The sequence below is a fragment of the Actinocorallia herbida genome, assembly GCF_003751225.1.
Taxonomy (GTDB): Bacteria; Actinomycetota; Actinomycetes; order Streptosporangiales; family Streptosporangiaceae; genus Actinocorallia; species Actinocorallia herbida.
Map to the genome: position 1 here is coordinate 6,062,351 of NZ_RJKE01000001.1, position 22,783 is coordinate 6,085,133.

Annotated in this window: 23 protein-coding genes; 10 read left to right on the forward strand and 13 right to left on the reverse strand. The window is 70.7% G+C overall.

Going from position 1 to position 22,783, the window contains the following annotated elements; translation table 11 throughout:
• Positions 1-3: 3 nt before the first annotated feature.
• Both EDD29_RS27495 and EDD29_RS27500 read right to left on the reverse strand, forming a co-directional pair.
• Positions 4-1,656: a thiolase C-terminal domain-containing protein gene (locus EDD29_RS27495; RefSeq protein ID WP_123667161.1), complete on the reverse strand. Its 1,653-nt coding sequence runs from the start codon at positions 1,654-1,656 to the stop codon at positions 4-6.
• 24 nt (positions 1,657-1,680) lie between these two features.
• Positions 1,681-2,853: an amidohydrolase family protein gene (locus tag EDD29_RS27500; protein ID WP_123667162.1), complete on the reverse strand. Its 1,173-nt coding sequence runs from the start codon at positions 2,851-2,853 to the stop codon at positions 1,681-1,683.
• 81 nt (positions 2,854-2,934) lie between these two features.
• Here EDD29_RS27500 and EDD29_RS27505 point away from each other — a divergent pair, with 81 nt between their 5' ends.
• Complete coding sequence (locus EDD29_RS27505; RefSeq protein WP_123667163.1) at positions 2,935-3,201, forward strand: hypothetical protein; 267 nt, start codon at positions 2,935-2,937, stop codon at positions 3,199-3,201.
• Positions 3,202-3,243: 42 nt separating this feature from the next.
• On the opposite strand, the gene EDD29_RS27510 is transcribed toward EDD29_RS27505, so the two are convergent.
• Positions 3,244-4,149 (reverse strand): LysR family transcriptional regulator, encoded by a 906-nt coding sequence (locus EDD29_RS27510; RefSeq protein ID WP_123667164.1) that lies wholly within the window; start codon positions 4,147-4,149, stop codon positions 3,244-3,246.
• 200 nt (positions 4,150-4,349) lie between these two features.
• On the opposite strand from EDD29_RS27510, the gene EDD29_RS27515 reads away from it, so the two are divergent.
• The 3 genes from EDD29_RS27515 (at position 4,350) to EDD29_RS27525 (ending at position 7,573) form a co-directional block, all read left to right on the forward strand.
• Complete coding sequence (locus EDD29_RS27515; RefSeq protein ID WP_123667165.1) at positions 4,350-5,243, forward strand: 3-keto-5-aminohexanoate cleavage protein; 894 nt, start codon at positions 4,350-4,352, stop codon at positions 5,241-5,243.
• Positions 5,240-6,715: an aldehyde dehydrogenase family protein gene (locus EDD29_RS27520; protein WP_211359939.1), complete on the forward strand. Its 1,476-nt coding sequence runs from the start codon at positions 5,240-5,242 to the stop codon at positions 6,713-6,715. Before EDD29_RS27515 ends, EDD29_RS27520 begins: the two co-directional genes overlap by 4 nt.
• A gap of 81 nt (positions 6,716-6,796) precedes the next feature.
• Complete coding sequence (locus tag EDD29_RS27525; RefSeq protein WP_123667166.1) at positions 6,797-7,573, forward strand: SDR family NAD(P)-dependent oxidoreductase; 777 nt, start codon at positions 6,797-6,799, stop codon at positions 7,571-7,573.
• A gap of 57 nt (positions 7,574-7,630) precedes the next feature.
• On the opposite strand, the gene EDD29_RS27530 is transcribed toward EDD29_RS27525, so the two are convergent.
• From EDD29_RS27530 to EDD29_RS27555, 5 genes are all read right to left on the reverse strand, one after another.
• Positions 7,631-8,245, reverse strand: a complete 615-nt coding sequence (locus EDD29_RS27530) for a TetR/AcrR family transcriptional regulator (RefSeq protein WP_123667167.1) — start codon at positions 8,243-8,245, stop codon at positions 7,631-7,633.
• Between the two features lie 638 nt (positions 8,246-8,883).
• Positions 8,884-9,699, reverse strand: coding sequence for a mycofactocin-coupled SDR family oxidoreductase (locus EDD29_RS27540; protein ID WP_123667169.1), 816 nt, complete (start codon positions 9,697-9,699; stop codon positions 8,884-8,886).
• Between the two features lie 76 nt (positions 9,700-9,775).
• Complete coding sequence (locus EDD29_RS27545) at positions 9,776-11,257, reverse strand: aldehyde dehydrogenase family protein (RefSeq protein WP_123667170.1); 1,482 nt, start codon at positions 11,255-11,257, stop codon at positions 9,776-9,778.
• A gap of 77 nt (positions 11,258-11,334) precedes the next feature.
• The gene (locus tag EDD29_RS27550) at positions 11,335-12,558 is read right to left on the reverse strand and encodes a cytochrome P450 (protein ID WP_123667171.1); all 1,224 of its coding nucleotides are present in this window, start codon (positions 12,556-12,558) and stop codon (positions 11,335-11,337) included.
• Positions 12,559-12,588: 30 nt separating this feature from the next.
• Positions 12,589-12,783 carry a ferredoxin gene (locus tag EDD29_RS27555; RefSeq protein WP_123667172.1) on the reverse strand — a complete coding sequence of 65 codons (195 nt, stop codon included), beginning with the start codon at positions 12,781-12,783 and terminating at the stop codon, positions 12,589-12,591.
• Positions 12,784-12,973: 190 nt separating this feature from the next.
• Between EDD29_RS27555 and EDD29_RS27560 the strand changes: the two genes are divergently transcribed.
• Both EDD29_RS27560 and EDD29_RS27565 read left to right on the forward strand, forming a co-directional pair.
• Positions 12,974-13,594 (forward strand): TetR/AcrR family transcriptional regulator, encoded by a 621-nt coding sequence (locus tag EDD29_RS27560; RefSeq protein WP_246053055.1) that lies wholly within the window; start codon positions 12,974-12,976, stop codon positions 13,592-13,594.
• A gap of 114 nt (positions 13,595-13,708) precedes the next feature.
• Positions 13,709-14,542 carry an SDR family NAD(P)-dependent oxidoreductase gene (locus EDD29_RS27565; RefSeq protein ID WP_170201606.1) on the forward strand — a complete coding sequence of 278 codons (834 nt, stop codon included), beginning with the start codon at positions 13,709-13,711 and terminating at the stop codon, positions 14,540-14,542.
• A 24-nt stretch (positions 14,543-14,566) separates the two neighbouring features.
• Here EDD29_RS27565 and EDD29_RS27570 read toward each other — a convergent pair whose 3' ends face one another.
• Genes EDD29_RS27570 through EDD29_RS27590 form a run of 5 tightly spaced genes read right to left on the reverse strand, consistent with a single transcriptional unit; the run spans position 14,567 to position 18,807 of the window.
• Positions 14,567-15,412, reverse strand: coding sequence for an acyl-CoA thioesterase (locus EDD29_RS27570; protein ID WP_123667174.1), 846 nt, complete (start codon positions 15,410-15,412; stop codon positions 14,567-14,569).
• A 53-nt stretch (positions 15,413-15,465) separates the two neighbouring features.
• Positions 15,466-16,680, reverse strand: a complete 1,215-nt coding sequence (larC, locus tag EDD29_RS27575) for a nickel pincer cofactor biosynthesis protein LarC (RefSeq protein WP_123667175.1) — start codon at positions 16,678-16,680, stop codon at positions 15,466-15,468.
• Positions 16,677-17,540: an ATP-dependent sacrificial sulfur transferase LarE gene (gene larE / locus EDD29_RS27580; protein ID WP_123667176.1), complete on the reverse strand. Its 864-nt coding sequence runs from the start codon at positions 17,538-17,540 to the stop codon at positions 16,677-16,679. The genes larC and larE overlap by 4 nt, the downstream gene beginning before the upstream one ends.
• Positions 17,537-18,262: a nickel pincer cofactor biosynthesis protein LarB gene (gene larB / locus EDD29_RS27585; RefSeq protein ID WP_123667177.1), complete on the reverse strand. Its 726-nt coding sequence runs from the start codon at positions 18,260-18,262 to the stop codon at positions 17,537-17,539. The genes larE and larB overlap by 4 nt, the downstream gene beginning before the upstream one ends.
• The gene (locus EDD29_RS27590) at positions 18,259-18,807 is read right to left on the reverse strand and encodes a TetR/AcrR family transcriptional regulator (RefSeq protein ID WP_170201607.1); all 549 of its coding nucleotides are present in this window, start codon (positions 18,805-18,807) and stop codon (positions 18,259-18,261) included. The genes larB and EDD29_RS27590 overlap by 4 nt, the downstream gene beginning before the upstream one ends.
• Positions 18,808-18,961: 154 nt before the next feature.
• On the opposite strand from EDD29_RS27590, the gene EDD29_RS27595 reads away from it, so the two are divergent.
• Genes EDD29_RS27595 through EDD29_RS27610 form a run of 4 tightly spaced genes read left to right on the forward strand, consistent with a single transcriptional unit; the run spans position 18,962 to position 22,750 of the window.
• The gene (locus tag EDD29_RS27595; RefSeq protein ID WP_170201608.1) at positions 18,962-19,621 is read left to right on the forward strand and encodes a 4Fe-4S dicluster domain-containing protein; all 660 of its coding nucleotides are present in this window, start codon (positions 18,962-18,964) and stop codon (positions 19,619-19,621) included.
• Positions 19,618-21,027 (forward strand): hypothetical protein, encoded by a 1,410-nt coding sequence (locus tag EDD29_RS27600; RefSeq protein ID WP_123667180.1) that lies wholly within the window; start codon positions 19,618-19,620, stop codon positions 21,025-21,027. Before EDD29_RS27595 ends, EDD29_RS27600 begins: the two co-directional genes overlap by 4 nt.
• Entirely contained in the window at positions 21,024-21,932 is a 909-nt protein-coding gene (locus EDD29_RS27605) for a molybdopterin-binding protein (protein ID WP_123667181.1), read from the forward strand. Before EDD29_RS27600 ends, EDD29_RS27605 begins: the two co-directional genes overlap by 4 nt.
• Complete coding sequence (locus tag EDD29_RS27610) at positions 21,929-22,750, forward strand: beta/alpha barrel domain-containing protein (RefSeq protein ID WP_123667182.1); 822 nt, start codon at positions 21,929-21,931, stop codon at positions 22,748-22,750. The genes EDD29_RS27605 and EDD29_RS27610 overlap by 4 nt, the downstream gene beginning before the upstream one ends.
• Positions 22,751-22,783 lie beyond the last annotated feature (33 nt).

A 22,783-nucleotide genomic window follows, 5' to 3' on the forward strand; every position in this document is an offset into this window, starting at 1 on the left:
GGTTCATCGGGCACCGCGCAAGAGCAGCGCGCCGGAGGGGACGCCGCCGCCGGCGGTGACGACGGCGACGCGGGCTCCGTCGACCTGGCGGCCTTCGGCCTCGCCGCGTAGCTGGAGCATGGCCTCACGGACGAAGCCGTAGCCGTGCAGCCGCCCGGCCGAGAGCTGGCCGCCGTGGGTGTTGAGCGGGAGACGGCCGTCCAAGGCGATGCCGCGGCCCTCGTCGATGAAGTCGCGGGCCTCGCCGAAGCCGCAGAAGCCGAGCGCCTCGAGCCAGGACAGGGCGTTGAAGGTGAACCCGTCGTAGAGCTCGGCGACGTCGACGTCGGCGGGCCGCAGCGAGGTGCGGCTCCACAGGTGGGCGGACGGCCCCAGGGACTGGGGCAGGTGGGTCAGGGTGTCCTGGTCCCAGCTCAGCCGCTCCATGATCTGGGTGCCGACGGCCTCGACAAGGACCGGAGGGTTGGGCCGGTCCGGGACGGTCTCGACCGCCGAGACGATCACAGCTATCGCCCCGTCAACGGGGACGTCGCAGTCGTAGAGGCCGAACGGGGTGGAGATCATCCGTGCCCCGAGGTAGTCGTCCATCGTCAGCGGGTCACGGTAGACGGCCTCGGGATTGCGCGCGGCGTTGGCGCGGGCGTTCAGCGCGATGTGGCCCAGCGTCTCCCGGTCGCCGCCGTAGCGGTGGAAGTAGTGCGATGCCTGGATCGCGATCCAGTTCGCGGCGGAGGCCGCCCCGAAGGGAAGCCGCCACTCCATCATGCCGCTCGCACGGCCGCCGCCCGCATACCAGCGCCCCGAGCGCAGGAGGTCGGAGTGGGAGGATTCCCAGACCGTCCGGAAGCACAGGACGTGCCTGCACAGCCCTGACGCGACCGCCAGCATCGCCGAGGTGATCGAGCCGATCTGGCCCGGGGTATCGGCGCCTCCGTTCACCCAGGTCGGCCGGAGCTGGAGGGCCTCTTCCAGGGCCATCACCCCGCCCTCGGACATGCCTCCCGGCGCGGCGCCGGGGTAGGTGGCCAGTCCGTCGATCTCCTCCAGCGTCAGCCCGGCGTCCTCGACGGCCGCCATGCACGCGTCGACCGTCAGGGACAGCGGATCGACCATGAGCCGCCTGCCGACGGCGGACTGGCCGACACCGGTGAGGGCGACCCTGTCCTCGAACTTGCGCGGGCTCGCCATGGGCCGCAGGGCCGCGGCGTAAGCGCGCGGTTCCGGGATCGGGCCGTCCCCGAGCGCGGCCTGCGCTCCGTCGTCGGGCTCGAACAGGGGGAGGTGGACCTCACCCGCCTTCTCGAAGATCACCTTGACCCGCAGGCCGACGTGCACGTCCTCCGGCGCGCAGTTCACGATGTTGGTCGTGAGCCGTGCCCCGTCGTCCTCGGCCAACGCGACGACCGCCACCACGTAGGGGGGCGGGAGATCCGGAAGCCACTGCTGGTGGTTAACGGTGAACCCGGCGATGACGCCCTTGCCCGACACGGGAGTCATCGCGACGTTCGCGCTCCGGCAGGACCGGCAGCGCGGCAGTGGAGGGTGCATGTAGGTTCCACAGTCGGTGCAGCGGGCTACGCGCAGTTCGCCGTCCGCGCCCGCCGCCCAGAAGTCCGCGCTCGCCAGGGTCGGCTGCGGAAGCGGTCTGGTACTCATGATCGTTCTTTCGTGTCGTGCCGGTCAGCGCGGGAAGTTGAGGACTTCGCGGGCGTTGAGTTCGACGATCTTGTGGGCCTCGTCGTCCGGGATGTCGGCGAGGGTCTCGGCGATGACCTTGCGGCTGTTGGGCCACATCGAGTCCGAGTGGGGGTAGTCGACCTCGACGCAGATGCGGTCGATCCCGATCTCGTGCCGGTTGGCCAGGCCGAACCGGTCGTCGATGTAGCAGCCCCAGAAGTGCTCGCGCAGCAGCTCCGACGGGCGGGCGTCGAAGTCGATGTCCTGGTAGTGGCGGTGCAGGAGCCAGGTGTAGTCGCAGCGCTCGGCGATGTAGGGGATCCAGCCGATGCCGCCCTCGGACAGCATGAACTTCAGGTCCGGGTGCTTCTGCAGCTGCCCGGAGAACAGCAGGTCGACGGTCGACCACATCAGGTTGCTCGCGAACAGCGCGATCGCCACCGCGAACGGCGTCGAGGCGGGCTTGAGATCCCCCGTCGAGACCGCGGGGGAACCGCTGAAGGAGAACCCCGGAACGAAGCTGCTGGAGCCGAAGTGCAGGCTGACCGGCATCCCGGTCTCCTCGCACACGCGCCATAGGGGCGCCCAGGCGTCGTCGTGGAAGGAGGGCAGGCCGAGGGGGACGGGGCTGTCGGGGAACGACACGGTCCGGGCGCCCTTGGCGGCGACGCGCTCGGCCTCGGCGACGCACAGGTCGACGTCCCAGGTCGGGAGGATCGCCAGCGGGACATACCGGTCGGGGGCGGCGGCGCACCACTCGTCGATGCTGAAGTCGTTCCACGCCCGCACACAGGCCAGAGCGAGGTCCTTGTCCTTGCCGCGCTGGAAGACGCCTCCCCCGAAGCCGGGGAAGGACGGGAAGCACAGGGCCGCATGGACGCCGTCGACGTCCATGTCCGCCACGCGGGCGACCGGGTCGTAGCAGCCCGGGATCATGTCCTCGTAGCGGACGGGTTCCATCCCGAAGTCCTTGGGCTCCTTGCCCGCGACCGCGTTGAGGCCGATGTAGGGGTGGATCTGGTCCTCGAACCGCCACACGTGGTGGCCCTGCGGCGTCTCGATGATCTGCGGCCCGGCGTCCCGGTACTTGGCCGGAAGCCGGTCTAGCCACACCCGGGGGTGCTCGATGAGGTGATCGTCCACGGAGACGATCTGCATGTGGTCCTGGAGAGGCATGGGGTGGACTCCTCAACTAGGTGATCTAAGTAATATAAGATACCCTTCTGGCTCATATAGCAATAGCTTATGGGAGGTCAGATGCCCGACACCAGCGGCCAGCCGCTCGAAGACGACCACGACCTGCTGACCCGCGACGAGGCGGCCGAACGGCTGCGCAGCGAGATCGACGCGCTGCGGGCGGACCTGTCCGCGTACCGGCACGGCGCCGACGAGGAGTCCGCCGCCCGTGCCCGGCGGTCGGAGCAACGGCTCACCGTCCTGCTCGGCGCGCAGCGGCGCAACGCCACGGCGCAGGCCGAGGCGTCGGTGTCGGGATTCTTCGCTTACCGAGGCCCTGGGAAGTGAACACGGCGTGCGCCGCCGCCCCCTGGGGACGGCTGCGCACGCCTACGATTCCGGCGACCGCGCCTGGAAGAAGGAGAGGGCTGTCTCGGCGAAGGCGGCCACCGCGGGGGGCAGGGTGCCCTTCCGGTGGATGAGGCCGATGGGCCATTCGCGGCGGGGTGAGAGCCGCCGGACGGTGAACGTGCGGCCCGCGCCGCCCGGCAGCCCGCCCCGCGTGGTGAGGTAGGCGCCCACGCCGCCGCGCACCAGTTCCAGGCTCGTCTCGTGGTGCTCGCTCTCCGCGGCGACTCGGTAGTCGACGCCGTTCGCGGCGAACAGCTTCTCGATGGCGGTGCGTGCCACAGCTCCCGGCGGAGCCACGATGAGCGGGAGGCTCGCGACCTCGGCCAGGGTGATCGGCCGGTCGGTGCCGCCCAGAGGCGACCCGGCGGGGACCAGCGCGACGCTTTCCTCCACCGCCACCGGAACGATCTCCACATCGTGCCCGGTCCGCCCGGCCTCACCGACCCGGGCGAAGCCCACGTCGCAGAGGCCCGCAGCGACGAGGCCCGCGACGGCGTCGTCGTTCTCCGGCCGGTGCACCCTCAGCACGACCTCCGGGAACGCCTTGCGGAAGGCCGCCATGACATCGGCGGCCTCGGTGGTGAACGAGTGAAAGGCGACCACCCGAACCGTCCCGGTCATCACCCCGTGCAGCGCGTCCACCGTCGCCTGCGTCAGGTCCACCGACTCCAGCACGCGGCGGGCCGGCGCGATCAGCCGCTCCCCCGCCGGGGTGAGCACCGCACCCCGCGCGGTGCGGACGAACAGTTCCGTCTGGAACTCGATCTCCAGCCGGTTCACCGCCTGCGACAGGGACGGCTGCGAGAGCCCCAGGGCCCGGGCGGCCTCGGAGAACGACCCGTGCTCCGCGACGAGGACGAAGCTCTTCAGCTGCTGGATTTCCACGGACCGACCTCACGCTTCAACGAAGACGCAACCCTACCGGCCGGCAGCGCTCCGCAGCCGGAGACATCAGGCGGTGGCAGTTTCTGCCACCAAGGCATGGCAGAAACTGCCATACGCTGGTAGCGTCGGTCGACGTCCGGGTCGAGCGGTCTTCTTGATCGCGATCGCGGACGGTCACCCTTCTCTGTGAGGAGCGCTCCATGAGCTCAACCACCCCCGGCCCCGTCGTCATCGAGGCCGCCATCACCCCGCTGCGCAAGGGCCAGCCTCTGCAGACGACCGAGCAGATCATCCACGAGGCGACGGAGTCGCTGGCCGCGGGCGCGGCGATCGTCCACCACCACCACGACTTCCGGCAGACCCGCGAGGACGCCGTGGCGCAGGTCGTTCACGTGGAGAGCGAACTGCTCAAGGCGTACCCGGACGCCTTCGTCTACAACGACTACCTCGCGGGCGACAGGATCATGGAGGAGAAGAACGCCCACCTGCCCGCCCTCGCGGCGGCGGGCGCCCTCACCATGGCCGCGCTCGACCCGGGCCTCACCCAGTTCGGCATGCTCACCGACGACGGGCTGCCCAACCGGCACGTCCAGGGCGGCGCCGACTACGCCTCGGCGCACGAGGTGGTCGAGTTCACTCGCGGTACCGGCACCCCGCTGAGCCTCGGCGTCTACGACCCGAGCAATCTCCGCTGGATCCTCGCCTACGCGGCCAAGGGCATGTTCCCGGCCGGGTCCATGATCAAGCTGTACTTCGGCGGCGAGTACCAGCTCGGCGGCGACCGCTGGCCGACCGCCGGTTTCGGCCTGCCCCCGACCAGGCAGGCCCTGGACATGTACCTCTCCATGATGGAGGGCTGCGACCTGCCCTGGATCGTCAGCATCCAGGGAGGCGTCCTGCTCGACTCCGAGATCGCCGTGCGCGCGCTGGAGCTCGGCGGCCACCTGCGGGTCGGCGTCGAGGACACCGCGGGCGCCACCGCGATGACCAACCGCGAGACCGTCGAGGCCGCCGTCGCCCTCGCCGCGAAGGCCGGCCGGCCCGTCGCGGCCGGTGCCGAGGCCAACCTCGTCCTCAAGGGCGGTGCCGCGTGAGCACGCTGACGAGTTCCGCGTCCCTGCCCGAGGTCCGGCTCTGGCTGGGCGAGAAGAAGTCGCAGGACGGGTCCGGCGGGGTGTTCGACCACGTGAACCCGACGACCGGGCGGGTGCAGGCGCGGGTTCCGCTGGCGGGGGCCGCCGAGGTGGCCGAGGCCGTCGAGGCGTCCGCCGCGGCCTTCCCGGCCTGGCGCGGCCTGCGCCCCGACCAGCGGCGGGATGCGCTGCTGCGGCTCGGCGCGCTGATCCTCCAGAACGAGCCGGAGCTCACCCGGATCGCCGCGCTGGAGAACGGCAGCCCGGTGATCGGCGGACCGCGCTACGTGCGCCTCGCCGTCAACTGGCTGACGTACTACGCGGGATGGGCCGACAAGCTCCAGGGCTCGGTCTCGGGCTCCTTCGTCCAGGGCACCGACTTCACCTACAGCCAGCCCGAGCCGTACGGGGTCATCGGCGCGATCATCACGTGGAACGTTCCGCTCGCGTCGCTGTGCATGAAGGTCGTTCCGGCGCTGGCGGCGGGCAACACCGTGGTCGTCAAGCCGTCGGAGTTCACGCCGTTCACCGCGGAGATGTTCGCGCGGCTCGCCGAGGAGGCGGGCCTCCCCGCCGGAGCGATCACCGTGGTGCCCGGCACCGCCGCGGCGGGCCAGGCCCTCGTGGCGCACCCGAAGGTGCAGAAGATCTCCTTCACCGGAGGCCCGGCCACCGCCCGCAAGATCCTCGCGACCTGCGGCGAGCACCTCAAGCCGTCGGTGATGGAGCTCGGCGGCAAGTCTGCGAACATCATCTTCGCCGACGCAGACCTGGACAAGGCGGCCGCGGAGACGATCCGGATGGGGCTGTCCGCGCTCAGCGGGCAGGCGTGCATCCTCGGCTCGCGCGTCCTGGTGCAGGACCCCGTGTACGACGAGGTGGTGGCCAAGCTCGTCGCCGCCGCCGAGGCACTGCCGGTGGGCGACCCGTCGCAGCCCGGCGTGCTGTTCGGGCCGGTGATCGACAAGGCGGCGCAGCAGCGCATCCTGGGGGTCATCGACCAGGCCCGCGAGGACGGTTCCGGCAAGCTGGCCACCGGCGGCCGCCCCGTCGGGGGCGACCTGGCGAACGGCAGCTTCGTCGAGCCGACGATCTTCACCGACGTGGACCCGGCCGGTCCGCTCGCGCAGAACGAGGTGTTCGGCCCCGTCATCTCCGTCATGCGGTTCGGCACCGACGACGAGGCCGTGGCGATCGCCAACGGCACCGAGTTCGGGCTCGCGGCCTACATCCACTCCCGCGACGTCACCCGCGTCCACGGCATCGCCGACCGGCTGGAGGCCGGAACCGTCTACGTCAACGGCGCCGCGGTCGTCCAGCCCTGGACTCCGTTCGGCGGGCAGGGCGAGTCGGGGTTCGGCCGCGAGGGCGGCTACCAGGGCATCGCGGAGTTCATCCGGCCCAAGACCGTCGCCATCGCACCCCTGAGGTGACCCCGGGGCGCCCCTGCCCCGGGGCGCCCTCCCCCGCCAGGACCCCGCGTCCACCACGTACAACGCATCTCGGAGCATCCGATGAACCCCACTGCCGACTTCACCCACCGGACGGTCCTCATCACAGGAGCCGGATCCGGCATCGGCCGGGCAGCCGCGCTGCGGTTCGCCGCCCTGGGCGCCGGTGTCGTCGTCGCCGAACTCGACCCTGCCCGCGCCGAGACCGTGGCCCGCGAGGTCGCGGAACTCGGCGGCACCGCCCAGGTGTCCGTCGGCGACCTGAGCGACCCGGACGTCGTCGCGCGGACCGTCGCGACGGCCGTCGACGGATTCGGCGGCCTCGACGTCCTCATCAACAACGCGGGCGTCTACGACACGATGTCCGCGATCGGCGACGTCACCGACGCCGAGTGGGAGCGCGTCCTCCGCGTCAATCTCACCGCCCCGTTCCTGATGACCCGCGCCGCGCTGCCTCACCTGCTCGCCGCCGGGCGCGGCGTCATCGTCAACACCGCGTCGGAGGCCGGCCTTCGCGGCAGCGCCGCGGGGACCGCGTACACCGTCTCCAAGCACGGGTTGATCGGGCTCACCAGGTCGACGGCCGTCATGTACCGGGACAAGGGACTGCGGGTCAACGCCGTGGCCCCCGGCGGCGTCGCCACCAACCTGGTCACCGAGATGCGGGCCGACCCGACGGCACTCGGGCCCGGCACCGTCAGCGGTTACGCGAAGCTGAACTCCGGCCGTCTGGGCGAGGCCGACGAGATCGCCGCGGCGATCGTCTTCCTCGCCTCCGACGCCGCGAGCAACATCAACGGGGCCGTCCTCCCCGTGGACAACGGCTGGTCCGCGGTCTGACCTCCGACCTGTCGCACGGGGCCCTGCGCGCCGCGCCGGGTCCCGTGCCTCACGGCGTCACTTCTCCGTGACGGCGGACAGCGCCGGGGCCAGCATTTCCAGGGCGTCGGCGAAGACCTTCTCCGGGCCCTCCTCTCCGGTGTCCCCTTCGAGCGGCTGCGTCGACAGGCGCGCCGCGGTGGCCACCATCGCCCCCGCCAGGACGGCGCGACGCGAGCGCGGGTCGATGCCGAGCCGGACCGCGATGGCCTCGGCCCACAGGCGCTCGCTGTCGGTCATCACCTGGAGCCATTGGGCGCGGAAGCTCTCCTCGTCCCGGAAGATCCGGTGCAGGGCCCGCAACCGGTCCACATGAGTGACGGCCCACGACTCGGCCCACGCCCGCGACAGCGACGTCCCCAGCGGCTCGTCCGCCGGGCGGCCGATCACCTCGGCCGCGATCCGCTCCGCCCCCGCCGTGAAGAACGGACGGATGACGTCCTCCTTGCGCGGAAAGTACCGGTAGAACGACCGCTCCGAGACCCCCGCGTGCCGCGCGAGTTCCTTGATGGTGAACGCCGTCGTCCCCTGCTCGATGAACAGCTCCACCACGGCCCGGGACGCCGCGAGCACCGTCCGCGCCTTGACCGCGCTCGCACCGCCCTCTGCGGCGGCCGTCCCCTCCTGCGCCATGACCCCTCACCCACGTCGTCTCCCGCCCGACGCTAGCAGCCCCACCGCCTCCGGCCCGCACCAGCCGATCCCTCGCGCGGGCCTCGGGCGCCGACGGCCGGAGCACGTGTGTTCCGGCCTCCGATGGGTACGAAGTCCGCCGAGGAAAGCATCCTCGGCCTGGTCGCGCTTGGTGTAGAGGTCCCAGTACAGGGGGCGATCTGCTCGGCGGAGGCCGAGAGGAAGCCCCCGGGGCCGCCCTCGCCGATCCAGACGCCGACCGCGACGTCGGCGGCGTGGACGCCCGAGCCGATGAGTTCGTTGTGGAGGTTTCCGGAGCCGGTTGCGCAGGGCCGCCGTCAGCGACGCCCCCGGTCCAGCACGTCGGCGGTGAACGCCGCCGCCACCGGCACCGCCGCCACCGACTCCTGGCGCCGCCTCATCGGCTCCCTCCTCCAAGCCTTCGCCGCACTCCTGCCGCCCGCCCCCGACCCCATGGACCTCGCCCGCGCCATGCTCGGCCTCGCCTGCGCCTCGACCGGCGTGGAAGCGCGGCGACCGGTCCGCCGGACCCCGGCCACTGACCCGGCGGATCGCCCCTCCTCCTCCGGCGTGGAAGAAGGACGATCCGTCCGATGCCGCTCCTCGTCGGAGCCGGTTCAGCGCACGGTGAAGCCGGCGTCGACCGGGAGGGTGATGCCGGTGACGTACGCGGCCCGGTCGCTGACCAGCCAGGCCACCGCCTCGGCGATGTCCTCGGGTTCGAGGACGGCGACCGGCAGCGCGTTCTGCATCGCCGACAGGTTGGAGCCGAGCGCCGCGGCCACCTCCCTGAACGCGTCGTTTTCTATCATCCCGGTCCGCACGCCCGTCGGGTGGACGGTGTTGACGCGGATGCCGTGCGGTGCGAGGTCGTTGGCGAAGACCTGCATGAGACCGACGAGGCCGCGCTTGGCCGCCGTGTACGCCTGCGACGCGGCGAGCGGTGATCCGACGCCCTTGAGACCCGCGGACGAGCTCGTGATGACGATGGAGCCGCCGCGGCCGCCCTCGATCAGCGCGGGGATCGCGACCCGGCAGGCGTTCCACACCCCGGTGAGGTTGGTGTCGATGATGTCGCGCCACTCGGCAACCGGGTCCTCTTCGCCGTACTTCACGATCCCGGCGTTGGCAATCACGATGTCGATCCTGCCGAACTCCGCCAGGCCCGCGTCGAACGCCGCCTTGAGCTCCGCCTGGTCACGGACGTCGGCGACGCGGGCGACCATCCCGCCGCCCGCGGCCTCGACCAGTTTCCGCGTCTCCTCCAGGTCCGCGGGGGAGGCGTTCGGGTAGTCCATCGACGCGAGGTCGGCGCAGATGTCGACGCCGATGATCGAGACGCCTTCGCCCGCGAGCCGCACGGCGTGCGCGCGGCCCTGTCCCCGGGCCGCCCCGGTGATGAAGGCGACCTTGCCTGCCAGACCTGTTTCCATGATGGTGCTTCCTCACTGCGTGATCATGTGATGTGCGGACCGGGCCGCGCTGGACCCGGGTGGAGCAGGGCCGGCCTCAGGCGATGGCGATGCCGACGGCCTTCACCCGGAGGAACTCCTCGACACCCTGGCGTCCGCCCTCCTTGCCGAAACCGCTGAGGCCCAGCCCGCCGAACGGTCGGTGCACTGCGAGGTTGGGCGCGCCGTTGACGAGGACCTCTCCGGTGACCAGGGCCTCGGCGACGCGGTGCGCGCGGCCCAGGTCCGCGGTCTGGATATAGGCCGACAGGCCGTAGCGGGTGGTGTTGGCGATGAAGATCGCCTCTTCCTCGGTGTCGAACGGGATGAGGGACAGCACCGGACCGAAGACCTCGGTCTGGCCGAGCCGGGAGTGCGGGTCCACGTCGGCGAAGACGGTGGGCGCGATGAAGTACCCGCCGGACAGCTCCCCGTCCAGGCTGAGCCGGCCGCCACCGGTGATCAGGCGTGCTCCGTCGGCCTCGGCCTGCTCGATCATCGTGGTGATGCGGTCGACGGCGGCGGCGTTGACGACCGGCCCGGACAGGACGGCGGGGTCGAACGGGTCGCCCACGGTGATGGTCTCGGCGATCGCGGTGACCCTGGCGATCACCTCGTCGTAGATCTCCCGCTGCACCAGCATCCGGGTGGGGAACGCGCAGCCCTGCCCGGACATGGTCGCCACCGGCAGGATCACCCCGTGCGCGCATGCCACGTCGAGATTCGCGTCGGCGAACACGATGTTGGCGGATTTGCCGCCCAGCTCCATCACCGACGGCTTCATCTGCTCGGCGCAGGCGCAGAGGATCTTGCGGGCGGTCTCCGGCCCGCCGGTGAAGGTCACCTTCTCCACCAGCGGGTGCGCCACCAGGGCCGCGCCCGCCTCCGCCGTTCCGGGCAGGATGTTGACGACCCCGGCCGGGATGCCGGCCTCGGCCACCAGGTCGGCGAACAGCTCACCGCAGAACGGCGTCAGCTCCGAGGGCTTGACCACCACCGTGTTCCCGGCCGCCAGCGCCGCCGGGATCTTCATGGCCAGCGACACCAGGGGCCCGTTCCAGGTGATGATCACGCCGATCACCCCGTACGGCTGGGGCAGCGTGTAGCCGAACTCGCCGGTGTCGCCGGGCGAGGCCGTCACGTCCCCGGAGATCTTGTCGGCCCACCCCGCGTAGTACCGCGTCCACTCCGCCGAGATCGGCACGAAGCCGCCCGAGACCATCAGCGGCGTTCCGTTGTCGAGCGTGCCCCGCCGGGTGAACTCGGCGGCGTTGGCCTCGATCAGGTCGGCCAGCCGCGCCAGCAGCCGGCGGCGCTCGGCCGGAGGCGTCCGCCGCCACGACGCGAACGCCTCATGCGCCACCCGGACTGCCTGGTCGACCTCGGCGACCCCGGCCAGCGGGATCCGCGCGTCGACCTGCCCGGTGGCCGGATCGACGTGCTCGTACACGCCGCCCGAACCCTTCTCCAGGCGCTCGGCGCCGATCCGCAGATGCACGGCGGGACGCGTGCGGTCCACTTCCTGCCCGGTCGTCGTCATGACGTCACTTCCTCTTCTCAGGGGGCGGCGCGCTAAGCGCCGCCGATGGACGGGGCCCGCTTCGTCGAGCGGGCCGCTCAGGCCAGGGCTTCGGAGCCCTCAGGTGCCGCCGGGGTGAACGTCGCCGGAAGCGTGATCCACCCGTTGCCGATCCCGATGGTGGGGTAGTGGCGCGCGCCGGACGCGTCGATGGCGTAGTCGGGCAGCCGGCGCAGCACCTCCTCCAGCACGACGGCGAACTCCGCGCGGGCCAGGTTGGAGCCCAGGCAGCGGTGGATGCCCAGACCGAAGGACTGGTGCCGGTTCGGGAAGCGGTCGAGCACCACCTCCTCGGGCCGGTCGAAGACGGCTTCGTCAAAGTTGGCCGACGCCCACGACAGCAGGAGCCGCTCCCCCGCCTTGATGGGCTGCCCGCCGACCTCGCAGTCCCGGGTGGCGGTGCGCGCCAGCACCTGGACGGGAGAGAAGTAGCGCAGGAACTCCTCGCCCGCCGGAGCGATCAGCTCGGGCCGCTCCCGCAACCTGGTGCGTTCGGCCGGGTTGCGATCCAGCCATTCCAGGGCGCTGCCGATCAGGTTGGTGGTGGTGTCGATGCCACCGAAGATCACCAGCGTCACCATCTCCAGGATCCGCTCGTCGCTCAGCAGGCGCCCGTCGATCTCGGCCCGCACCAGGTGGGAGAGGAGGTCGTCGGCGGGTTCGGCCCGCCTGCGCGCGATGGTCTCGGTGATCTGCCCGATCAGGGTGAACATGGCGGTCATCGCCGCCTCGTTCCCGGGGGTGCCCGGCACCGTGTGGATCATCGCGTGCACGGCGTCGGAGAAGGGCCGCCAGTCCTCGACGGGCAGGCCCAGCAGCTTCAGGGTGAGGATGGCCGGCACCGGGGCGGCGATGTCCCCGATCAGATCGGCCTTTCCGGTCTCGATGACCCGGTCGACGCAGAAGGTGGTGACCTCGCGCAGGTAGGGCCGCCACTGCTTGGCCGCTCCCGGGGAGAACCACGGAGTGAGCAGTCTGCGATAGGCGAAGAACTCCGGCGGGTCCATCTCGATCGGCACCTGCCGCAGCGCCGACGCCGGGATCGTGGCTCCGTTGCGCGAGCCGTCGGGCAGCTCCTGGTAGGAGGAGAAGGTGGCGTCGTCGTGGGCGACCGCGGCGACGTCGTCGTACCGGCTGACGACCCAGAGTCCGCCGTGCGCCCCGCTGTGCGCCACCGGGCAGGTGGACCGCAGGTCCTCGTTGATCGCGCGCCAGTTCTCCGCGTAGTCGGGTGAGTGGTGGTCGAAGTCCACGTCGGTCATGGTTCGGTTCCTGTCTGCTGGGGGGACGGATCAGCCTCGGACGGTGAGAGCACGCTCGGGACAGGTCGCCGCGGCACGCCCGGCCGCCGCTTCTCCGCCCGGAGGCACCTCGTCGCCGGTCGACAGGGCGCGTCCGGCCTCCTCGTCGAAGTCGAGGAGATCCGGCGCCGCCATGAGGCACAGGGCATGCCCCTGACAGCGCTCGGGATCGATGGCGATGTGCATGATCGGCCTCCCTGTCCTGCGCCTGCTCACGGCCGCGCGCCGCGGCCGGGCAGGTGATCCGACGAGCGGCGAACACCCGCAACCAGAACTACTTAGATAACCAGGTGATCGCCGTCACACCATAATACGGACGATTTGCGTCTGCAATAGATGGGGCATACTCGGTGTGCGATCTCGGGGAGGGTGGAAGGTGGGCGACGGCACGACGGGGCCCGGTCGTCCGCGCGACCCCGATCTCACCCCTCGGGTACTGGCCGCCGCGCTCGACGTGTACGCCCGCACCGGCTGGGCGGCGTTCACCCTGGACGCCGTCGCACGTCAGGCCAGGGTCGGCAAGGCCGCCCTCTACCGCCGCTGGCCCACCAAGGACCACCTGCTCTTCGACGCCATCGAGGCCCACACCCAGCCCCTGGTCGCCACCGACACGGGCTCCCTGCACGGCGACACCCGGGCACTGGCATCGGCCCTCCTAGAGCACTTCCTGTACCCCGCCGGATGGGTGACGCTGCGCATCGAAGTTGACGCCTCCACCGAGCCGGCGACCTTCGCCCGCTTTCACGAGAAGATCGTCGCCATGCACCGCGACGGTGCCGAGCGCATGGTCCAGCGCGCGATCGACCGCGGCGAGCTACCCTCCGGCATCCACACGCGATCCTTTACCGAGGCCCTCTACGGAGCCGTCCTCATGCACGCCCTGTCGATGACCCAGGACCAGCGCGAACAGGCCCGCCACGAGGTCGCCGAGCACGTCACCCCGATCGTCGACTTCGTCCTCGCCGCTTCCATGACACGCGCCGCCCTCCCGGACTGACGCCGGCGCGCCTGCTCTCGACGCACGGCCGCCGGAAACCGGCGACCAGATAAAAGCAAGAGGGCGACATAGCTCACTAGGTTGCCTATCATGACCTTAGAGAGGAGCATGCCCATGGAGCGTCTGGATGACAAGGTGGCCGTGGTGACCGGAGGTGCGAACGGCATCGGTGCGGGCATCGGCCGGGCACTCGCCCAGGCCGGTGCGCACGTGGTGGTGGCCGACGTCGACCGCAGTGCCGCCGAGATCACGGCAGGCGAGCTCGGCAGGATCGGTGTGCGCACACTGGCCGTCGAGTGCGACGTGCGCGAGCGCGCCGCGGTCGAGGCCCTGGCGGAACACTCCTGGCAGGCCTTCGGCCGGGTGGACGTCATGGTGAACAACGCGGGTGTCCTGCCTCCCGTGGGGCGTCTCGTCGATCTCGCCGAGCAGGAGGTGCGCCGGGTCCTGGACGTGAACGTCGTCGGGGTTTGGCAGGGGTGCTCGGTCTTCGGGCGGCGTTTCATCGAACAGGGGACCCCGGCGCACATCCTCAACACCGGCTCGGAGAACAGCCTCGGCATCCCCCACACGGGCGCCGCGGCCTACACGGCCAGCAAGCATGCCGTGCTCGGCCTTTCGGACGTGCTGCGCAGGGAACTGCCCGAGTTCATCGGTGTCAGCGTGCTGTGCCCGGGCATGGTGGCGACCCGGCTGGGCTCGGCCGAACCGAACCCTGTCCTGGCCGCGGGAATGGACGCAGACGCGGTCGGCCGACGGGCGGTGGAGGGAATCCTCCGCGGGGATTTCTACATCCTCACCCATCCTCCGGTGGTCGAGCTCGCGCGGGAGCGGTGGGAGGAGCTGTCCACCGCGTTCGGCGTGCAGGCTCCGCGGTTCCCAGGAGACGAGGAACTCGACACCCGGGAGATCCTCCGGCGGAACCGGCAGGCGCGAAGGAACCGGTGATGACCGGATCCGGGCCGCCCGGCCTTAGCGGAACAGTCCCTCCTGGGCGATACCGGCCACGACGGTTCCGTCGGCAGTGAACACCTTGCTGGAGGCCAGCCCGCGACCCTCTCCCGCCACCGGTGAGTGCTGGTCTATCAGCAGCCACTCATCGACGCGCACGGACCGGTGGAACCAGAGGGAGTGGTCGAGGCTCGTCACCGTGAACCTGGTCGGCCCCCAGAGCGGCGTGTGCGGACGGCGGACGGCGTCCAGCGAGGCCAGGTCGCTGACATAGGCGAACAGGCATCGGTGCAGGACCTCGTCGTCGGGAAGCACTCCTCTCGCCCTGATCCACAGCCTGCTACGGCCGGGCAGCGGCTCGACGTCCTGAGGCGACCACCGCAGCGGCTCAGTGTACCTGAGATCGAAGGCCTCAGAACGCGACAGCGGCGGCACGGCGTCCCCGAGCCGATCGCGCAGCTCCTCCTCCAGCGGAACCAGGGCTTCCGGTCCCTGCACGTCCGGAAGAGGGTCTTCGTGCGCGAAGCCAACCTCCGGTACGTGGAACGAGACGCTCGTCGTGAACAGTTCACGATCCTCCTGGCAGGCGGTCACTCTCCGGTGCGAGAAGGACCGCCCGTCCCGGATCCGATCCACCCGGTAGGTCACCGAGACGAGCGGGCGACCCGGACTCAGGAAGTAGCCGTGGAGCGAATGGGGAAGGCGGTCGGAGGGCACCGTGCCCGATGCCGCGCGCAACGCCTGGGCCACGACCTGTCCGCCGTAGAGCCGCTGCACCGGGTCAGCCGGGCTCTCACCGCTGTAGACGTCGCGGTCCACCGGCTTCAGGTCCAGCATCGCGACGAGTCGATCGATCGCCTCCGTCATGGGCGCACTTCCTTCTCAAGGGCTGTTCGGGCTGTCCGGGCAGCGGAAGGGCGTCAGGCAGGACACCCGGGATAAAGATCCGCGCACTCGGCTCGCGCGAGGTCCAGGACCTGCTTGGGCGGCAGCCCGGTGGTCCGGGCGGTGGCCACGACGTCCTCGTACTCCACCGAAACGTTGACGACCTCGCCCTCCAGCGAGGCGATCTTCGCTCGTACCTGCCCGCCGAGGACCGAGAGACGGACCTCCTCGCGCGCGAGGGCGGTCTTGGCGACCACGTGTCGGCGCACGCCGATCGTGGTGGTGTGCGTGAAGAGGACCCTCAGAACCGCAGGGGTACGACTCTCTTCGCAGAGGATCGAGAGGGTGTGCGCGGGCCGCCCCTTCTTCATCAGGATCGGGGTCAGCCAGGCGTCCGCGGCACCGGCGTCCAGGAGCGCCGCGAGCGTCGGCGGCCACAGCCGCGGGTCCTGGTCGTCGACGTTGGCCTCCAGCAGCACGCCTCCGCCGTGCTGACCGGCGGGGCCCTGCGGACCGGGCTCCGCGCCGATGATGAGGCGGGTCACGTTCGGGTGGCCCGCGTGGTCGCGGCCACCGGCGCCCACCCCGGTGAACTGAGGGGCCATCACGGGCATGGGCCCGAAGGAGTGCGCGAGGGTGACTGCGAGGGCGACACCGGTCGGAGTCGCCAGCTCCGACTCGACCGGACCGCCGGAGCAGGGGGCGCCCGCCGAGCGGAGCAGCTCCAGCACCGCCGGCCCCGGTATGGGGATCACGCCGTGCTCGGTGGCGGCACGGCCGCCGCCGAGACCGATCGGGCTGCAGTACAGCCGGTCGACACCGAGTTCCCGCAGCCCGGCGACCGTGCCCACGACATCGACGAGCGTGTCGAGGGCGCCCACCTCGTGGAAGTGCACCTGGTCTGCGGGCAGGCCGTGCACGCGGCCTTCCGCGACCGCGAGGGCCGAGAACACCTCACCGGACCGAGCGCGCGTCTCCTCGTCAAGGTCCGCGCGAGCGAGGATCTCGAGAAGGTCGCTCAGCCTGCGTTCATGCCGCCCGTCCTCGGTGCCCACGCTGACCTGGGTGGCGCGCATTCCCGCCCGTCGCGTCTCCCGCGCTCGGATCGTGATCTTTTCGGGTAGCCGCAACGCCTCCACCACGTGTTCGAGGAAGGCGGGCTTCAGGCCAGCGTCGACGCAGGCGCCCAGGAGCATATCGCCGCTGATGCCGCCGGTGGCATCGAGCCAGGCGGTCCTTCCCACGCTCATCCCGCCTCCACCGCGGTCCGACCCTCGTTGAGGGAACCGCTGCGGAACCCCCGCCGGTCCAGCTCGACGTGCTCGAAGCCGGTGACGGCGCGCAGGACGCCGGCTGCCTCCACGGCCTGGATCCGTTCCGCGTCGACCTCGACCCGGGCGATGTCGCCGAGATCGCGGACCCGCAGGTTGCGGACGGGAACGCCCGCCTCCGCCAAGGCCTGGCGCAACGATCGCTCGGCGGCGCCCACCCTCGACAGCCTCGCGGGCGTGATCGGGAGGCCGTAGGCGACACGGCTGGACAGGCAGGCGGCGGCCGGCTTGTCCGCGGTCCTGAGGCCCCACTCCCCGGAAGCCGCGCGGACCTGGGCCTTGGTCAGCCCGGCATCACGCAGGGGGGTCACCGCCCCGCGAGCGGCGGCGGCACGGATCCCCGGCCGGAACGGGTCCAGCGCGTCATCGGCGTTCGTTCCCGTCGCCACGGCGGCGAGCCCGAGTTCCCCGGCGAGCGGCGTGAGGACGTCCAGCAGTTCGGCCTTGCAGTGAAAGCATCTGTCCGTGTCATTGCGCACGTATCCGGGACGCCTGAGTTCCTGGGTGCGCGGGGCGAAATGCCGGACTCCCAGGTCCGCGGCGAACCGCCGGGCGTCTTCCAGCTCTTCGGCCGGAAGCGAGGGGCTCACGGCGGTCGCCGCGGCCACCCGCCCCGCACCGAGCGTGCGCACGGCCGCCGCCAGCAGGAAGGCCGAATCGGCGCCCCCGGAGAACGCGACCAGCAGCGAGTCCGCGTCCAGCAGAAGCCCGGCGAGCCGGTCGATGCGACGCCGGAGATCCTCCTGCGGGAAGTCTTCGCCATGGGTGAGTGCGTTCATGTTCCGCTCCCGGTGATGGTCTCGGTCGTGCCGCGGGTTCTGGCACCGAGATTGAGGATGCGCACCGCCGCGCACGCCGCTCCGAATCCGTTGTCGATGCCGACCACGGTGATCCCCGGGCTGCAGGAGGCGTGCATGGCGAGCAGCGCGGTCACGCCTTCCAGGGAGGCCCCGTAGCCGGGGCTGGTGGGGATCGCGATCACGGGGGCGTCGGTCATCCCGGCCACCACACTGGCGAGGGCTCCCTCCATTCCCGCAGCGACCAGGACGAGGTCGGCGTCGCGCAACCGGTCGGCCTCGGCGAGGATCCGGTGCAGGCCGGCCACTCCAACGTCGCAGACGAGATCGGGACGGACCCCGTAGGCCGACAGCACGGCCTCGCACTCTCGGGCCGTCGGCAGATCGGCTGTGCCCGCCGTGAGCACGGGGACCCGTTCTGCGCGGGCGGGAGACGTCCGCCAGGTGAGCACGGCGGTGTCGGGTCCGGTCTGCACCGACATCCCACCCGGATTCCGGCTCAGTGTGGCCTCCGCCTGTTCCCGGTCGGCCCGGGTGAGGATCACCGGCCCCGTACCCGGTCCGTGCAGCAGGCCGTGCACGGCCTCGGCGCACTGACCGGGGGTCTTTCCCGGCGCGTACACCGCTTCCGCCACCCCGGTCCGGACACCCCGATGATGATCCAGCCGGAGCTGGACGAACTCCTCCTCCGTGGCAGGGCTCATCGGTACCGCCTCCCGAATCCGTCCAGGAGCAGCTCGATCGCGGCGATGGACAGCTCGGCCGCCTTCTCGACGGAGACCCGGGAGAACCCCGCCAGCGCCATCTTGGCGTGGCCGAAGACGACCGCGATGACGCCGAGCGCCGGAATGTGACACTCCTCGACGGGCGCTCCGCTGATCGCGGAGATGATCTGCACGAACTGGTCGTATCCCTCGCGGCTCCATCGATCGATCAGCGCTGAGTGGCGCTGCAACCCGCTGTCGAAGATGAGCAGGAAAGCGCCGGGCTCGTCTCTGGCGAAGTCGAAGAAGTCCACGATCAGGTCGTTCAGCGCGTCTTGTGGCCGGTCCAGGTCGATCGAGCGCTGCCCTCGGCGTGCGTTCCAGTTCTCGTAGCTCGAATGCGCCGTCGAGAGCAGCAGGTCGTCGAGACCGTTGAAGTGCCGGTAAGGGGCCGCGCCGGTCACTCCGGCCCTCCGAGTGCACTCCGCCATCGTCACCGCGCCGAGCCCGTGCTCGGCGATCACGTCGAGCACGGCCTGGTGCATCGCTTGAACGAGGGCGCCGTGATGGTAGCGCCGGGCATCCGGGATCTTCGCCCTTGCCACTGAGTCATTCCCCATGAAGCCATCCTGCCCGCCGTTGACCCCCAATGTAAATGACCGTTACATTGCTCGCACCTCCACAGGCTTGGGACGGCCCATGAAAATCGTCAGGCAAGAGATCAAGATCGTCGATGCCAACTGCACCGGCTGCTACCGCTGCGAACGCGCCTGTCCGACCGCGGCCATCACCATGGTTGGTCCGCGCAAGGAAGAGATCGCGGTCGTCGACAACGACAAGTGCATCGCCTGTTTCCGCTGCGTCGACGTGTGCGACGACGACGCCATGCTGATCGCCGAGCGCGAGGTGCCGCGCAAGGTGCGCACGAGCCCCAGATCCGTGGATCCGGCCGAGCTGAACGCCCTCTGCGAGGCAGCCGGCCTGGACCCTGACCAGATGGCGTGCCTCTGCAGCTCGACCAAGGTCAAGGAACTCGCCGCCGCGGCGCTGAACGGCGCCTCGACCTTTGAGGAACTGGCCCTGGCGACCGGGGCGGCCTCCGGCTGCCTGCTCTACTGCGGTGTCCCCATGCGCAGGGTGCTGCGTGCCCGCACCGGCGACGAGGTGGACCCGAGCGGATCCAAGGTGCGGCGGTACGACTCCGCGCAGATCCTGCTCGACATCGACGAGGCGGCGGCCGACGCCTACCCCCTGTTCGCCCTGCGCCGCGAGCAGGCCGCGGCCCGCGCCAAACGGCAATCCTCCGGAGCGTCCCCTGAAGGGGCGGCCCGGAGCGGAGAAGCGAGGAGCACCCCGTGAGCGCAAACCCGTCGTTCGCCCCCGTCGCGGAACCCCCCGAGGTCATGCCGACGGTCTACGGGCCGCCTCCCCAGGCCGACCGCGGAAAGGACATCCCGGGTCTGGTCTCCCTCCAGGTCCGCGACCTCTTCCCCGACATCCCCGCCGCCGCCTACCACGGAGGTCCGGACGTCTCCGCCATCCGCCGCTCGACGGAGGCCGTGCTCGCCTCCGTCGACATGGCCATGATCGGCGAGAACGACACGGTGAACCTGCTCTGCTCCGAGCACGGGTTCGGGATGCTCGGCGGCCACGCGTACGCCGAGATGCTCACCGCGATCAAGGACGAGATCGAACGCAGGACCGGCTGCCGGAAGGTGCGGCTGGTCGTGATCGCGTGGCTGGGCGCGAAGGAACCGGAGGAGCTGATCGAGTACTACGAACTCGACCGGCGCTTCGAGGGCCGCGTCCGCGGTGCGACACCGCTGGACCAGGGGGTCGCGATCGAGACCGCGATGGGCACCCTCTACGGGCTGCGCAAGGTCTACGACGCCAAGTGGATCATCCACGCGCACTACGACGACCCTCGCGAGGTCTACGTGCACCGCGCGATCGACCGCATCACCAAACCGTTCGGGATGTCCTACGCCCGGATGGAGACGCGCTCGATCTTCCACATCACGATGGGACCGCGCAGCGGCAACTTCATCGGCCGCGCCATCGCGGACTCGGAGTTCGTGCGGTCCAAGCTCGCCTTCAGCACGACGCTCGTGACCTCTCCCGACGGAGTGCTGGCCGTCGACGCCGACAACGACCTGCGGTCCCTCGGCGACCGGATGATCGCCAACATCCTCCGCTCCTACGGGAAGATGCTGACGCTCCTGCGAGCCGTGGAGGAGTGCGTCGCGGTCGTCGACGGAGGAAAGTGGCCGTACTACATCCACGCCGGAGGCATGATCTTCGGTCATCTCTTCTACAACGCCGTGGACTGGTTCGACCTCGACCGGCCGGACGCCGATGTTGCCGTCGAGAAGGCGGTCGCCGCCGGCTTCAGCAGATCGATCAAGGCGATCGTGCTCAACCAGGCGCTCATCGGGCTGAACTTCACCAGCATGGCCATGCTGTATCCGCTGATCATCGCCAACCGCGAGATGGCCGACGCCATGCGGCACGATTTCAGCAACCCGATGTTCCTGGACCATGCGACTGAGGCGGACGACCTCTTCCAGGCGGTCGAGACCGCGGTCGAACGCGGCGGAACCGACAAGATCATCGTCTTCGACGGGACGTACGGTGCGCTCAATGTCAGCCCGTCCATGGCCCGCCATCTGATCGACCTGGCGCCCGCGGTCGACAGGCAGGTGGAAGAGGAGCTTCTCCCCATGTGGCTCAAACAACGCGGTATCGACCCTCTGGATCTGCAGTGAGCGCCTCCTACGACCTTCTGGACAAGAAGGAGCTGCGGATCACCGACGTCCACCTCGACGGCGCCGACCTGTCAGAGCTGGCCGACGCCGCCGCCGAGGTCCTCGACATGGCGCGGGAGGAGGTCCTGGTCACCGACTACCTGGACCGGGTGCTGACATTCGATATCCTGCGGCCGACCCTCTACCCGCATCAGCTCCTCGACCGGCAGGACGCGCTGCTGACCCGGCTCGGCTCGATCAGCGGGGTGCGCCTAGGCGAGAACGCGCGCGTCGCGTCCAACGGGATCCTCGGCTGGATAGCGGCCGACGGCCGGATGGAGGAGACCCTCCGGTCCGCCGAACGGATCGCCGAGCAGATCGCGGCCAGGGTCAGCCGCCGAGCCGTCATCTTCTCCACCGGCGGCGAGGTCGTCGCCGGTGAGATCCGCGACACCAACAGGGAGACGATCACCGGATTTCTGGAGGCCTCCGGCTTCCTGCCGGAGTTCGGCGGCGCGCTGCGCGACGACACCGTCCTCATCGCGGGCGCGATCAGGGCGGCCGTCCACCGGGGCCACGGGCTCGTGGTGACCACGGGAGGGGTCGGCGCGGAGGACAAGGACCGCACCGTCGACGCGGCCCTGCTCCTCGACCCGGAGGCGGCGACTCCCTACCTGTGCCACTTCGAGCCCGGCCACGGCCGTCACGTCCGCGACGGGGTCCGCATCGCGGTCGCGGAGTACGAGGGCAGCCGCATCGTCTGCCTTCCCGGCCCGAACGACGAGGTCCGGGCCGCCATGGAGGTCCTGATCCCGGGCCTGGACCGCGGCTGGCCCGCACCGCGGCTCGCCGAAGCCATCGCCGAGAGGCTCCGCGGCATCCTCCGCACCCGGATGTCCATGAAGAAGGAGCACGACCACAGATGACCGCCCCTCCGCGTTTCCGCAACCTGACGCAGGAACTGCTCCAGGACATTCCGGGTACCCACCGCGCGCTGGTAACGGCCACCGAGCCCGGCATCGCCGCCGGACTCGGCCGGCTCGACCAGGACCTCGGCGAAACGGCCGCAGGGCGATGGCGGGTGCTGGTGGAGGAAGGCGAGTCCATTCCCTCCGGCGGAGCCCTGGTGGAGATCGTCGGGACGGCCGCCGAACTCGCCGCCGCGGAGGACCGGGTGCTCGGTCCCCTGGGCTACGCGGGTGGTGTCGCACGGCGCTGCGCCGAGCTGAGGCGGGCGTGCCCGGACGGCCTCCGCATAGCGTGCGGCGGCTGGAAGAAGCTTCCCGCGCCGCTCAAGCCCCTGCTGCGCGAGGGCCTCGCCGCGGGCGGCGTGACCCCCCGGCTCGTGGACGGCGACTTCGTCTACGTCGACAAGAACGTCGTCGGCCTGCTCGGCGGCCCGAAGGCCGCGGTGCACTCGGCGGTCCTCCTGGACCACGGTCCGGTCGCGGTCCAGGTCGCCTCGGTGGCCGAGGCCTTGGACGCCGCCTGTGCCGGGGCCGGGATCGTCATGGTCGACACCGGCGAGCTGCGAATGCTCGCGGACGTCCACCATGCGCTCACGGAAGCCGGCCTGCGCGGCGACCTCGTTCTGGCCTTCGCCGGAGGAGTCACCTCCGGGATGCTCGGCGACGTCCGATCCGCCGGCGCCGAAGTCGTTGACCTCGGCCGTGCCATCCTCGACGCGCCGTTGTGGGACCTCCACCTGCAGATCTTGGATTTCAAGGAAGAACATCCTCAATAGCCGCCGCGACCCGGGAGGTTCGATGGAGCACGT